The organism is Geobacillus sp. Y412MC52, assembly GCF_000174795.2.
GTDB lineage: Bacteria > Bacillota > Bacilli > Bacillales > Anoxybacillaceae > Geobacillus > Geobacillus thermoleovorans.
Genome location: NC_014915.1, coordinates 258,756 through 272,589, shown reverse-complemented (window position 1 = coordinate 272,589; position 13,834 = coordinate 258,756). Strand labels below are relative to the sequence as shown.

General features: G+C 53.5%; 7 protein-coding genes, 2 pseudogenes and 2 riboswitches. Of the genes and pseudogenes, 7 read left to right on the top strand and 2 right to left on the bottom strand.

Translation table 11 applies throughout. The features are described from left to right. Positions 1-152 precede the first annotated feature (152 nt). The 6 genes and pseudogenes from GYMC52_RS01490 to GYMC52_RS01465 form a co-directional block, all read left to right on the top strand. Positions 153-1,109 carry an AAA family ATPase gene (locus GYMC52_RS01490; RefSeq protein WP_013522810.1) on the top strand — a complete coding sequence of 319 codons (957 nt, stop codon included), beginning with the start codon at positions 153-155 and terminating at the stop codon, positions 1,107-1,109. Beyond that, complete coding sequence (locus GYMC52_RS01485; RefSeq protein ID WP_013522809.1) at positions 1,106-2,287, top strand: DUF58 domain-containing protein; 1,182 nt, start codon at positions 1,106-1,108, stop codon at positions 2,285-2,287. Before GYMC52_RS01490 ends, GYMC52_RS01485 begins: the two co-directional genes overlap by 4 nt. After that, positions 2,284-4,446: a transglutaminase TgpA family protein gene (locus GYMC52_RS01480; protein ID WP_013522808.1), complete on the top strand. Its 2,163-nt coding sequence runs from the start codon at positions 2,284-2,286 to the stop codon at positions 4,444-4,446. Before GYMC52_RS01485 ends, GYMC52_RS01480 begins: the two co-directional genes overlap by 4 nt. A 40-nt stretch (positions 4,447-4,486) precedes the next feature. Continuing rightward, positions 4,487-4,588, top strand: a riboswitch (purine riboswitch). A 61-nt stretch (positions 4,589-4,649) separates the two neighbouring features. Further along, a complete protein-coding gene (gene guaA / locus GYMC52_RS01475) occupies positions 4,650-6,182 on the top strand; it encodes a glutamine-hydrolyzing GMP synthase (protein ID WP_011229763.1) in 1,533 nt (510 codons plus the stop codon). A gap of 88 nt (positions 6,183-6,270) precedes the next feature. Then, positions 6,271-6,372: riboswitch (purine riboswitch) on the top strand. 100 nt (positions 6,373-6,472) lie between these two features. Next, on the top strand, positions 6,473-7,798 hold the full coding sequence (locus GYMC52_RS01470) for an NCS2 family permease (RefSeq protein WP_013522807.1): 1,326 nt from the start codon (positions 6,473-6,475) through the stop codon (positions 7,796-7,798). Between the two features lie 76 nt (positions 7,799-7,874). Then, a pseudogene (locus GYMC52_RS01465) lies at positions 7,875-8,258 on the top strand (GNAT family N-acetyltransferase); the annotation flags it as partial. 176 nt (positions 8,259-8,434) lie between these two features. Here the strand turns inward: GYMC52_RS01465 and GYMC52_RS01460 are convergent. Beyond that, positions 8,435-10,093 carry an IS1634 family transposase gene (locus GYMC52_RS01460; protein ID WP_013522806.1) on the bottom strand — a complete coding sequence of 553 codons (1,659 nt, stop codon included), beginning with the start codon at positions 10,091-10,093 and terminating at the stop codon, positions 8,435-8,437. Positions 10,094-10,235: 142 nt separating this feature from the next. Here GYMC52_RS01460 and GYMC52_RS18305 point away from each other — a divergent pair. After that, positions 10,236-11,526 (top strand): annotated as a pseudogene (locus GYMC52_RS18305) (ISLre2 family transposase). A gap of 606 nt (positions 11,527-12,132) precedes the next feature. Here the strand turns inward: GYMC52_RS18305 and GYMC52_RS01445 are convergent. Next, the gene (locus GYMC52_RS01445; RefSeq protein WP_013522805.1) at positions 12,133-13,413 is read right to left on the bottom strand and encodes an IS110 family transposase; all 1,281 of its coding nucleotides are present in this window, start codon (positions 13,411-13,413) and stop codon (positions 12,133-12,135) included. Positions 13,414-13,834 lie beyond the last annotated feature (421 nt).

The window sequence follows — 13,834 nt, the reverse complement described above, 5'->3', positions numbered from 1 at the left end:
ATTTTTGACTTCTCCCTTTTTTTTCCTTCTCCCCTTTGTTGCAAATCCATTCCAAAAGTTGTGTATATTCGATATTATATTAATAATAGTAGAAACTAGATAGTGCCTACTCCTAAAAGTCCCATTGATCACCATAAAAGGAGTTTGATGTCATGACGATCAACGAACCGTTGCTTTCCCCGCTTGAGCAAGTTGTCCGCAATATTGAACAAGTCATTGTCGGAAAACGCAATGTCATTGTGCTCAGTTTAACGGCGCTGTTGGCCAAGGGCCATGTGTTGCTTGAAGATGTGCCGGGCGTCGGCAAGACGATGCTTGTGCGCGCGCTGGCGAAATCGTTCAGCGCCGAGCTGAAACGGATTCAATTTACGCCGGATTTGTTGCCGAGCGATGTGATCGGCGTTTCCGTCTATAATCCGAAAACACAGCAGTTTGAGTACAAGCCCGGCCCGATTGTCGCTCATATTGTGTTGGCTGATGAGATTAACCGGACGTCGCCGAAAACGCAGTCGGCGCTGCTTGAGGCGATGGAAGAAGGAAGTGTGACGGTGGATGGTGTCACGCGGGCGCTGCCGCAGCCGTTTTTTGTGATGGCGACGCAAAACCCGATTGAATATGAAGGAACGTATCCGCTTCCTGAGGCCCAGCTTGACCGGTTTTTGTTGAAATTGCATATGGGCTATCCGTCCCCTGACGAGGAAATCGAAATGTTAAACCGTCTAGAAAAGACGGCACCGCTGGCGGAGATCGGCCCGGTGATGTCGCTTGATGAATTGCTTGCGCTGCAACGAAAGGTAGCCGACGTGCATGTGAGCGATACCGTGAAACGATATATCGTCGATCTCATCCAGCAAAGCCGTCAGCATGAAGCGGTCTATTTAGGTGTCAGTCCGCGCGGATCGGTCGCCTTGATGAAAGCGGCGCAGGCGTACGCGTTCATCCATGGCCGCGATTTTGTCATCCCCGATGATGTGCAGCAGCTCGCTCCCTATGTGCTCGCCCACCGCCTGCTCGTCCGGCCGGAGGCGAAATGGGACAAGTTTGATGCAGAAACCATCATCGGACAGCTCATTGCCCGCACGCCGGTGCCGGTGCCAGGGCGGCGATGAGCATGAGAGGAAAATGGAATGGCCGACGATGGCCCGCTTTTCTTCGCCTGTTGATTTTGGCGGCTGTCTTGTTTTCGTACGCCATGTTTCAAGGTGGATTTGTCAGCTGGTTTTTGTTTTACAGCTTTTTGCCGTTCGGTTTGTATGCGTTCTTGGTCGCGATGTATCCGCTTCGACGCGCCGCGGTAAGCCGGACGGTGCCGGCGCGGCGCTACCATGCGGGTGAATCGATTCCGGTGATGGTTCGTATCGAGTTGCCGTGGGCGGTTCCGCTGGCGACGCTTGCTGTTGCTGAGGAAGGGTGGAAGCACGGAGGAGAGATGATTGCGATTGCTTGGCCGTTTCGCCGCCACCTTTCTTGTACATGGCCGCTTTCCTTGCCGCGCGGCCGTCATCAATTGGAAGCTGTTCGCTTGGAAGCGCGCGATGTCTTTGGCTGGGTGAACAAAACGGCATCGTTTTATGCCCCGTGCACGGTCATCGTCTATCCACGTTATATCGAATGGCCGCCTGAGATGGTGCGCGAATGGTTTGCCCAAGGAAAAGCTGCGCGCACGCTTGCCTATCGCCGCGATATGGCCGTGGCGGCCGGCGCCCGTGAATACGTGCCTGGGGACAAAATGTCGTGGGTGCATTGGAAGGCGTCAGCGCGCAGACAGGAACTGATGACCAAAGAGTTTGATGAACAGCGCAATGACGATTGGATCGTTGTGCTCGACGGCGCCGCGTCTCCATGGTTTGAGGAGCTTGTCACGTTAGCGGCTTCCGTATCGAAGGCGTTGATAGATGAAGGGGTGCCGGTCGGGCTGCTCGTTGCTGGAAAAGAGTGTTCTTTCTTAGCGCCGCGCCGCCATGACGGACAGTGGCAGTCGATTCTTCTCCGGTTGGCGGAAGTGGACGTCGGCGGCCAAGAGCCGCTCGCGCATGTTTTAGCTGAGGAGGCGAACTGGAGGACGGCTGCTGGTTGCATCATTGTGACGTCCGCGTTGTCCGCCCAGTTGGCCGGGCAGCTGCGAGCAATGGCGCCAAAACGCCATATTGTTCTGTATGTTGTCAACCGTGAATGGGGAGAGGATGAGCGGAATTGGGCGGACAGGCTTCGCCGCAGCGGAGTGTACGTATCGCGCATTGACCCGCAGGCGTTGCAAACCGTCCGGCAAGGAGGAGGAGACGGATGAGACCGTTAGGGGCAAACATGTTATCTACCGTGCTGTCTAACGCCCTAGCCGCTTGGCTGCTCACGGAATGGCTTTGGCCGTTAGAGGCCGTCACCGATACAGCGCATATAGGCGTGTTTGTATCATTTGTCGCCCTTTGTTTCGGACTTCATTTGCTCCGTGTTCCCATATGGCTTTCCGCGCTCGGGAAAATGGTTTATATATGGTGGGCGCTTTCTCGTCTATTTTCTTTTGCTTCGATCGCCGCTTTGCCTCATGCGCTTTGGCGGGATAGCACCGTCTGGTTGTCGGGCGATTGGTCTTCTATGCCGGGCGATGCGCTGCGCACCTTTGTCTTTTTTCTGCTGTTATGGGCCGTTTCGTTCCTGTTGCATTGGCTTATTGTACGGCGGAATCGGTGGTTTGTCCCATACGCGTTGACAGTTGGGTATATCGCTGTGCTTGATACGTTTCTGCCATATAGCGGCAACGGGGCGATCCTTCGTCTTGTTGCGCTCGGCTTTTTTGCCTTCGTTTGGCTCCAGGGCGAAGAGCTGCAGGCAAAAGCGCCGTCTTTTCGCATCGGAAAGTGGCGGGCGGCCGCTCTATTCATTCCTGCCGTCGCTCTTGCGGTTGGGTATGCGGGTCCGAAGCTGCCGCCGCAATGGCCGGATCCGGTGGCGTTCATCCGCAGCTATGCCGCCAATCCGGGAGAAGATCCCGATGTCCCGGCAGCCGCCGGGGTCAAGAAAATCGGCTATGGGCAAAATGATTCGCGGCTCGGCGGGCCGTTTATTGCTGATGATGCCGTCGTTTTCATTGCCAAAGACCAAGGCCGTCATTATTGGCGCGTCGAAACGAAAGACATTTACACGGGAAAAGGGTGGGAAGCGTTTCAAAGCGAACAAGTCCAGTCGTTTGGAAACGGTGAGCTGATTAGGTATGAATGGTGGAGCGACAAAGTCAAGACGGTCGAGCAGACGGCGGAAATCACCCGCCAAGACCAGGCGTTTCATCTCGTCTATCCGCTCGGCTTGCAACAGGTGCAAACGTCTGACCATATCGTCTACCGCATGCATATGGCGACGGAAAAAATTTATACGAGCGATCAAAACGCCAACGCGCTTCCGATCCGTCAGTATATGCTGACGTATATGGAGCCAGATTTTCCGATTGAGGCATTGCGCGCCGCGCCCCCTGTCCAAGACCCGCCCTTTTTGAAACGCTATACGCAATTGCCAGAGACGCTTCCGCAGCGGGTTCGCGAGTTGGCGAAGCAAATTACTGATGGAAAAGAAACCGTGTACGACAAGGTAAAAGCGATCGAGCAATACTTCCATCTGAACGGATACACGTACGAAACGACGGACGTCGCTGTTCCCGGGCCTGATCAAGATTACGTCGACCAGTTTTTATTTGAGACGAAGCAAGGGTATTGCGACAATTTTTCCACCTCGATGGCAGTGCTCGTCCGCACACTGGGCATTCCAGCGCGCTGGGTGAAAGGGTACACATCCGGACGGTTGGTTGGGGAACAAGACGGGCAATCGGTTTATGAAGTGCGCAACAACGACGCCCATTCATGGGTCGAAGTGTATTTTGAAGGCATCGGCTGGGTGCCATTTGAACCGACGCAAGGGTTTGTCAATCCATATGCGTTCTCGCTTGCCGCTTCGAATCCAGAGGAGCCAGAACCACAGCTGCAGCCGGAAGAACGGGAAACGCCGCGTGTGCCGCTCGATCAATTACTTGAGCAACCTTCGACGGCACAGGGGGAGCATTGGTGGGAGAAGCTGGCGGATGTTTGGTCGTGGAAAATGGGGTTGACCACGCTGGTCGTGTTGGCCGTGTTGGGCGGAGCGGCCTATGCGACAAGGCGGAAATGGTGGCCGCGCTTTACGCTGTTTCGGTTCCGCCGCCGGAAACTCGATGGGGCCGCCTGGCTCATTTCTGCGTACGGGGCGCTTCTTCGCCATTTGCAAGATTATGGACTTAAGCGTCGGCCGCATGAAACGCTGCGTCAATACGCCGCCGAAGTGGATCGCCTGTTTGAAACAGATGAGATGAATCGGTTGACGAAACTATATGAACGCGCCGTATACGGAACGGGAATCAAGGAAGCCAATGTCCGTGAAGCGGTGGAATTGTGGGAAAATTTAATAAAAAGGACGATCTCTTGACCGTATGCCGGCAAGTTGATAGAATGAACTCAAATTTGCATACGGATAGACGAAAGCCCTTCATATAAGCGCAAGAATATGGCTTGCGCATCTCTACCGGGCCGCCGTAAACGGCCCGACTATGAAGGCAGAAGACGCTGCTATTCTGCCTTCATCCATGTTTTGGGCAATGGCAGCGTTATTTTTTTGACGGGGTGGAAAACATGAACCAAGAAATGATCGTCGTCTTGGACTTTGGCAGTCAATATAACCAGCTGATTACCCGCCGCATCCGAGAGTTTGGCGTCTACAGCGAACTGCATCCGCACACGATCCGTGCTGAGGAAATTCGTGCGCTGAACGCCAAAGGAATCATTTTCTCGGGCGGTCCAAACAGCGTGTATGATGAACAAGCGTTTACATGCGACCCAGCGATTTTTGAGCTGGGGCTGCCGATTTTAGGGATTTGCTACGGGATGCAGCTGATGGCGCACCATTTAGGAGGTAAGGTGGAAAAAGCGACGCACCGTGAATACGGCAAAGCGCTCATCCAAGTGAAAAACGATTCTTTGCTTTTTCATGGTTTGCCGGACGAGCAAGTCGTTTGGATGAGCCACGGCGATTTGGTGACCGCTCCGCCGGCTGGTTTCGCTGTCGATGCGACGAGCCCTTCGTGCCCGATTGCTGCGATGAGTGACGAACGGCGAAAATGGTATGGAGTGCAATTCCATCCAGAAGTGCGCCACTCGGTATACGGCAATGATCTATTGAAGAAATTTGTCTTTGAGGTGTGCGGCTGCCGGGGCGACTGGACGATGGAAAACTTTATTGATGAGCAGGTGCGCCGCATCCGTGAACAAGTGGGCGGAAAAAAAGTGCTGTGCGCCTTAAGCGGCGGAGTCGATTCGTCGGTTGCTGCCGTTTTGGTGCACCGCGCCATTGGCGATCAACTTACTTGTATTTTCGTCGACCATGGCCTTTTGCGCAAAGGTGAAGCCGAAAGCGTCATGAAGACGTTCCGTGAGCAGTTCCAAATGAATGTCATTAAAGTTGATGCGAAAGACCGCTTTTTGGCGAAACTCAAAGGGGTTACGGACCCGGAACAAAAGCGGAAAATCATCGGCAACGAGTTTATTTACGTATTTGACGACGAGGCGGCCAAGCTTGAAGGCATTGAATTTTTAGTGCAAGGCACGCTCTATACCGACATTATCGAAAGCGGCACGGCGACGGCGCAAACGATCAAATCGCATCATAATGTCGGCGGTTTGCCGGAAGATATGAAATTCGAACTGATCGAACCGCTCAATACGCTGTTTAAAGACGAAGTGCGTGCACTCGGCACGCAACTAGGAATCCCAGACGAAATCGTCTGGCGGCAGCCGTTCCCGGGGCCAGGGCTTGGCATCCGTGTTCTTGGAGAAGTGACGGAAGAAAAATTGGAAATCGTTCGCGAATCAGACGCCATTTTGCGCGAAGAAGTGAAAAAAGCTGGGTTGGACCGCGAAATTTGGCAATACTTTACCGTCCTTCCCGACATTCGCAGCGTTGGGGTGATGGGGGATGCCCGCACGTACGATTATACGGTCGCCATCCGCGCGGTGACCTCGATCGACGGGATGACCGCCGATTGGGCGCGCATCCCGTGGGATGTGCTCGAGCGGATTTCAACGCGCATCGTCAATGAGGTGCCGCATGTCAACCGCGTCGTCTACGATATTACAAGCAAGCCTCCGGCAACGATCGAGTGGGAATAAAAACGAACAAAAGACGAACATTTACAAAGAAATGTTCGTCTTTTTTCTTGACAGGTCATCTTCAGGCTGATACAATAGCCGTGGAATCATGAATATTGTTGAATTCCGTCGTATAATCCTGGGAATATGGCTCGGGAGTTTCTACCAAGCTACCGTAAATAGCTTGACTACGAGGGATGCGGGATAGGAGAGTGCTTGTTTGTCCTCTCTCTGTTCATCATTCCTTCCTAGTCAACGCTTCTGGTAGCTGCTAGAAGCGTTTTTTATTTTATGTATAGGAGGGGGCAGACGTGAGAAAGTACTTCCAGTTTGATGAGCTCGGCACGAACTATCGAACGGAGATGATCGCCGGGCTGACGACGTTTTTGTCGATGGCGTACATTTTGTTCGTCAACCCATTTACCTTGTCGTTAGGGGCTGTGAAAGATTTTCCTGATGAACTGCGCATTGACCAAGGCGCCGTGTTTGTCGCCACGGCTTTGGCAGCGGCGTACGGATCGATTTTGATGGGAGTGTTGGCCCGCTATCCAATCGCCTTGGCGCCTGGGATGGGGCTGAATGCCTTTTTCGCCTTCACCGTCGTGCTGCATATGGGCATTCCGTGGCAAACAGCGCTGGCAGGAGTGTTTGTTTCCGGCATCATTTTTACGATTTTATCGCTCACCGGCATTCGGGAAAAAATTATCGATGCCATCCCGGTTGAACTGAAATATGCAGTCAGCGCCGGAATTGGGCTGTTCATCACGTTCATCGGCTTGCAAAACGCTGGAATTATTGTCGATAACAAAGCAACGCTCGTCGGATTAAGTTCGTTGAAAGACGGCAATACACTGTTGGCCATTTTTGGATTGTTCATTACTGTTGTTTTGATGGTAAGAAAAGTAAACGGCGGCGTCTTTTACGGCATGGTCATTACCGCGATTGTCGGCATGATTTTCGGTTTGATCAAAGTGCCGCATCAAATTGTCGGCGCTATTCCGGATATTTCGCCAACCTTCGGTGTAGCGATCAAGCATTTGCCGGACATTTTCTCGTGGAAAATGCTCGGTGTTGTCTTAACGTTCTTTATTGTCGACTTTTTCGATGCGACCGGGACGCTCTTGGCTGTCGCCAACCAAGCCGGGTTGTTGAAAAACAATAAACTGCCGCGCGCCGGCAAAGCGCTGCTTGTCGATGCGACAGCGGTGATGGTTGGGGCGGTGTTCGGCACATCGACAACGACGTCGTACATCGAATCGTCAGCCGGCGTCGCCGCTGGAGGGCGCTCAGGGTTTTCCGCGGTCGTGACGGGGATTTTGTTCTTGCTGGCGTTGTTCTTCTCGCCGCTGTTAAGCGTCATTACCGCACCGGTCACCGCGCCAGCGCTCATCATCGTCGGGGTATTAATGGCCTCGTCGATCGGCGAAATTGACTGGAAGAAGTTCGAAGTCGCTGTACCGGCATTCTTCACGCTCATCACGATGCCGCTTTCCTACAGCATCGCCACTGGGATTGCCGTTGGCTTCATCTTCTACCCGATCACGATGATTTTAAAAGGCCGCGGCAAAGACGTGCATCCGCTGTTGTATGTGCTGTTTGTCGTTTTTATTTGTTACTTCGTCTTTTTACGGGAATAGTAACGGAGACGCAAGACTGTTCCAAAAGGCAGTTTGGATAGCCTTTCGGAGCAGTCTTTTTTGTATGTCCTAAAAGGTCGGTCAAGGATTGCAGAAATTTGCTGCTGGCAATGGTTTTGAGGCAGGGATTTGGCATCGTGGCCAATTGGCCGTTGTCATTGGAATTCATTATATTGATCGAGTAAATCGAAAAACGAGCATTGGCTACTGGCTTGGCGAATCGTTTCAAGGAATGGGATTGATGACGAAAGCATGCAAGGCGTGCATTGACTATTTGTTGGTTGAACAGGGGATGAATCGTGTCGAAATCCGCTGTGCGGTAGAAAATCAACGGAGCAGAGCGATTCCTGAACGGCTGGGATTTACGAATGAAGGGACGATTCGAGATGCGGAGTGGCTTTACGATCATTTTGTTGACCATGTTGTGTACGGGATGTTAGCAAGAGAGTGGAAGAGATAAGAACAAAGCGGTTTTGATTTGAAAGAAAAAATCTTGAAGTGTGAGTAACTCACATTTCGCACCCTAACAAGGTCAAAACAAAGGATTTTTTATTTAGTTTTTCAGAATAACTTTTTGACCAACACAACGAGCGATGGCAATCCTTTTTTTACCATCGCTAGTCGTTCTGTATCATGTTAGACGTAGATGCTCTCATCCATGCCCAATCCCTGCAGAATCCTTCGCTGATCCGGGTTGAGGGAGCGATCCAGTGCGCGTTGGATGCGCCCGTCTGGCAGCTCCAGCAGGATGACGTTCACATATTGAAACAGCTGAAAAATCACCTGTCCCGTTGGCCGGGTCAGCTTGCGGCCTCCCGCGCCCTTTAACGGGCGTTCTGGTGTGATGAACTGACGCACCCGGCGCTGAAAAACGCGGTAAATCGCCAAGGCCAAGAGAAATAGATAGCCCAATACGGCGACCCGTTCTGGTTTTTTGACATAAATCTCATCCGTGAAAAACGGATCTTTCAAAAACGCGAAGTTCATTTCCACCGAGATTTGCCCTTTATACAGCTTCAAGATCTCTTGGGCATCCATTTGTTGGCCCTTCCATTCCTTCGGAACGGTCGTGACGAGGACAAACCGGGACGCTTTCCGTCTTGCCTGTTCCCATGCCGGTTGGTCGAATTCGACGTTTAGGCGAAGGGTGTACAGCGTCTCCGTCTCGGGTTCCGCCCCTTTTTTCGGCCGTCCGCGCCGTTTTTTCGGACGCACGATCTCTTCGACCGCGGCCTCCACTCGATGAAACCGAGGGCGAAGGGACGCCTTGAGGGACGTCAAGGCTTGTTCGGCGTCTTCGCGGCAGGAGAAGGGGTGGCGCTCCCAACGGACTTGTTCCTCGCGAAGAAGCTCCGCTTCTTTGACCCGCTCTTTTTCGAGCGTTTTTCCTTTGCGCTGGTCGAGCGCGCTCGATTCGACGACGATCAGCCGAACCGGGTGGCCTTCATAGGTCGCGGCCGTTTCCCATACCCGGTACGTGGCGCCGTTTCTCTCCGCTAGGGTAAAGGGTTCGCTCCACGGGATGTGAGGCGAATCGGCCTCTGCGAGCGCCTGTTTCACGATTCGAAGCGACGAAGGGCCTCTGGTGATCAAAAAGGCACGGGCGGCTTTTGTCTGCGCCAAGGTGTCTTTCGTCATCGCGGCGGAATCGGCCACGTAAATCCATTCGTCGTCGATCTTGGCTTGTTTGAACTGTTCGTGGATCCGCGACAGCACCTCAGGATTCCACGCCTTATCCGATCGATTGCCGTCATGCACATCGCCGTAAAACGGGATGCCATCCTCGTTGCCGACCAGCCCGAAGCCGATTGGTTTTTGCCAACGGTGATGGCGGTTATAGTCATGTGTGATCTGCAAAGCCTCTAATGAGGCCGACTCATACGCTCCGTAAACCGTCTTGTCCGTCGTATCAGCGTGAAAGGCTCGGAGGGAAAGGCCTTCTTTGCGATAAATGTGAATCAAGCAAGTGCTGATGACCTTGTGAATATCGGCCTCATACAAGCGGTCGAGATGACGGGCCAAGGCATCGTCGTTCAACCAGGAAGGCTGGAGACCGGGACGGATGAGTTTCTCCAGATCGATCTCCTGAGCCCATCGTTCTAAGTGAACAAGGGCTTGCCGGCCGTCAAATAGATTATAAAGGATGGCCTGAACGGCATCGCTGACTCGCGTTTGGCATTGTGGATCGACGGGCACAAGATGGTCAATCAAGTGGGGGATGTCGAGTTTTTTGACTAGAACACTTATTATATTCAAATAACCATTACGATAGACCCCTTTGACTTTCACATTCATGAGAGAAAAACTCCTTTACGTTCCTTGTGTGTCAAGGATTCATTCGACATCGGAATGAAAAAATCCTCCCGATTTTCGTCGGAAGGGTGCGAAATGTGAGTTAAAAGAGTTGGAGGAACAATTGTTGAGAACTCTTCAAAAGGTGTTCGCTGTCTTGTTGGCGGCCCTTTTGGAGGAGATCGATCAACAACTGGCGGAAGCGCGGGACAAGCGCCGGCATCAGCTGAAAGACAAACGGCCGACTACGATCCAAACGCTGTTTGGGGAAGTGACGTTCCGACGGAACTACTACTATGACCGGCAAACGGGGAACTATACCTTCTTGCTGGATGCCGAACTGGGCTTTGATGGAGCGCAGTCGATCAGCCCTTGCCTCGAGGAAACGGCGGTCGAGTTGGCCGTCGAGTGCTCTTCCTACCGCAAAGCAGCTCGCACACTCGAGTCAATCGTGGGGTATGCGGTTCTCAGCCACGAGGCGATTCGCCAGTTGGTGCTCGAGGCCCTTGTCTCGCTGCACCGCCCCGTTTCCAAACGGCATGGCCGAGTGCTGTTTGTGGAGGCGGAAGGACTCTGTTTCCCGCCAGGGGAAAGGAAAACGGGCGAAAGAAGAGAAAATCCTGGCGGTTCACGAGGGATGGAGACGAAACGGGTCGCAGCTTGAGCTGGTGAACCGGCGCCACTACCTCCATGAAGGGACGGGGGACGTGTGGGAACGGTTTGAGGAGTGGCTGATGAAGGAATATGCCTATGATCCGTGCCGAGACCTGTTGGTCCTCAACGGCGACGCGGCGTCGTGGATCACGGCCTCCCGGGAGTATTTTGGGAAGCGGGCGTGCTTTCAGCTGGATCGATTTCATGTGGCGCGGGAGCTGCGTCAGTGTCTGTCCGGCCATCCGCGTTGGCGGGAAGTGCGGAAGAAGCTGGCGAAACAAGACGAAGAAGGGCTTCTCGTGGAGCTGAACAGCGCCATCGGCACGTTGGAGGACGAAGCGAAAGAGAAGCAGATGGCTGCCATGATCCGCCGGATCGAGTCGATGCCGGGATGCATCCGGGACTACCGGGAGTGGCTGTCGGAGCAAGGGGTGGAGACGACCGGCATGCGTCCGATGGGCCACGCCGAGAGCGTGATGAGCCGATTTGCGCATCGGGTGAAATCCCGCCGCAGCTGGAAAGACCAAGGGCTTCGAGCGTTTCTAAAAGCGATGGTGGCCCGAATCGACGGGATCGGGTGGAGAAAGGGGCAGTTGGAGGAGGAAGAGCCACGGAGGGCAGCCTCGTCCTCGACGAAGTCCAAGCGGATTGAACAGGCCAAACGGAAGGCAGGACGGTTGTGGGCGGATGTGGTGCGTCAGAATCTACCGTGTCTGCAACAGTCATCTGGGACGCCGATCCATCAAGCGTTGTCGGCGCTCCGGGATGGTGATTGGGTGTAAAAAAATGGAATATCGTATCATCGCCTCAAGATGAGGGATGAGAGCCCGAAAGCGCTTACGATATCGATTCCTTAAAATGGTTCACTAACCGGTGATTGACAACACCCGTAGTGAACCGAAAAAAAGTTCTCCACAAAGTCTTGGCTGACTCTTGATGCATATTGTTTTTGAATCTTCGCTCGATCTGTAGTAAAATGAAAGTGCTCTTACATGGTGATCTCTCCCTCTAGAAATGTTGATTTATCAAGGCTTTTCGGCCCCTCAGGGGTGTCCAAAAAATATTTTTCGACAAAATCCCTTACATCCTTTTTCATTTTTGTGGATATCTTACAGACCTAGGGTGCGCTTCGCGGCCACGGCTGGGGATATTTTCCTTCCGTGGGAGGAAGCGTATTCGATGCACCCTTGGATCTCCGCGTCGCTGATGAGGACGAACCCTCCCATGTCTCCGGGCGTCTTGGCGCCAACATTCCCTCGTTCGGTCTCGTCATCAGGCGGAGGCCGGCCAAGCTCCTTTGGGGACTCAAGGTCGAATGGATCAGATCACGCCAGCTTCTCCGGTGTCATCCTGTTGTCCAACGATTCTTCCGTTCGCAGGGGGAGGCCTTAGGCCGCCCGGTGCACCTGGGACAAGACGTCCTGCTTCATTCGCTCGGCGTCAAAGGCTTGTTTCTTCGTACAAATCGCAAACAGCACATTCAACAGCTTTCGGCATAACGCGACGATGGACTGCTTTCCGGTCAGCGGATTGACGGGGCGCGTCGTGTAATAGTCGTGCAGCTCGCGAAACGCCTCGTTGTGCCGGATCAGCGGAATCATCGCCCGAAACAGCACCGATCGCAGCCGTTTCCGTCCCCGTTTGGAGATCTGCTTTTGCCCTTTGCGCTGGCCGGAGGAATTCTCCTTGAGCGTCAGGCCCGCCAACTTCACCAATTGACGCGGGTCCCGATAATGGGCGAAGCTGCCAATCTCCGCCAGCAGATCGATGATCGTGGCGTCTCCCAACCCGTCGACCGTTTTCAGCCATTGATACTCCATCGTCGTTTGAACCAATACCTTCAACTCGGCGTCCAACGCCGCGATTTCGCCCTCCAATTGGCGGTATCGGCGGACGAGCGCGGCGATCTCAAATCGGGCCATCGTCGCCCCTTCCGTCACCCCAATCGAGTCCTTTGCGGCGTTGATCAACGCCCGAATCTTGGTTTTCTGCGGGCTTTTCAACCCTTCGCTTTGCCGGTGCACCTCGATGAGCTCCTCGGCGGATCGGCCCGCCATATCAGCCGGAAGCGGCGTCCACTCCAGCACCGAAAGCGCCGTTTTTCCCACGTCGCGAAACACCGTCCAAAACTCCGGAAAATACCGGTCGGTCCAGCGGATGATCGCGTTTTTCACCGCTGCCTGTTCCTTGCGGAGCTTCTCTTTGAGCGTGCTCCCGACGCGCAAATCGGCTTCGATCTCGTGCAACAGCCGGGGGACGAGGAATCGTCCGTCTTTCGCCAGTCTGGCGATGACCAGGGCGTCTTTGGCGTCATGTTTCGTCGGCAGGTTGTCATCGAGTTCTTTCGACAGGCACACATGCGCCGGGTTGACCATCACCAACGGGATCCCTTTTTCCTCGAGGAAGTAGGCCAGGTTCAACCAGTAGTGCCCGGTCGGTTCCACCGCGACGATCACCTGCGGCTTTCCGAACGCTTGCATCGCCTCCTGAATCGCTTCATACAGCTGGCGAAAGCCCTCTTTCGACTGGAAGATCGGGAACGATTTGCGAAGCACGCGCCCTCGGTCATCCACGAAGCAGGCGTAGTGGGTTCGTTTCGCGATATCGATGCCCACCACAAGCGTTTGTTCGGTTACTTGATCAATTTTATAGTTTTGTGTACAATGCATTTGAAGTCCTCCTTGGTATGGTGAGTGATGTGTTTGACACCCCTGCATCATACCAAGAGGGCTTTTTTTGATCAAGTCCCCGGAAAAGCTCCTAACGGGAATGCTCCTTTGTTTAGACGTCTCCATTATGTTTTTATTCCCTTTTCCGTGCGGATAAACGCAACAAATCTGCAGAAAAGACGCCTAAACTAAAAAAGGGGGAATTGCCTATGAGAAAACGACGGAGTTTGGTTTTTCTCCTGCTTCTATGATTTTCCGGCTGTTCATTCGAACCGCCAAAACTGGTATTGACCATCAACAGCGAAACGGTCGACTACCGGCTCGGAACGTATTCATGGTCAACAGGCCATCGCGGAGTGGTTGCTGATGCTGCGGCCCCGCCGCTGCTCGTCAAAGAACTCAAGCTCCATCCTGCCGCCCC

Excerpts from the sequence above, each read along its gene's own strand:
- GYMC52_RS01485 (WP_013522809.1), top strand. The coding sequence starts at position 1,106 with ATGAGCATGAGAGGAAAATGGAATGGCCGACGATGGCCCGCTTTTCTT.
- GYMC52_RS01460 (WP_013522806.1), bottom strand. The coding sequence starts at position 10,093 with ATGAATGTGAAAGTCAAAGGGGTCTATCGTAATGGTTATTTGAATATA.
- GYMC52_RS01490 (WP_013522810.1), top strand. The coding sequence starts at position 153 with ATGACGATCAACGAACCGTTGCTTTCCCCGCTTGAGCAAGTTGTCCGC.
- guaA (WP_011229763.1), top strand. The coding sequence starts at position 4,650 with ATGAACCAAGAAATGATCGTCGTCTTGGACTTTGGCAGTCAATATAAC.
- GYMC52_RS01480 (WP_013522808.1), top strand. The coding sequence starts at position 2,284 with ATGAGACCGTTAGGGGCAAACATGTTATCTACCGTGCTGTCTAACGCC.
- GYMC52_RS01445 (WP_013522805.1), bottom strand. The coding sequence starts at position 13,413 with ATGCATTGTACACAAAACTATAAAATTGATCAAGTAACCGAACAAACG.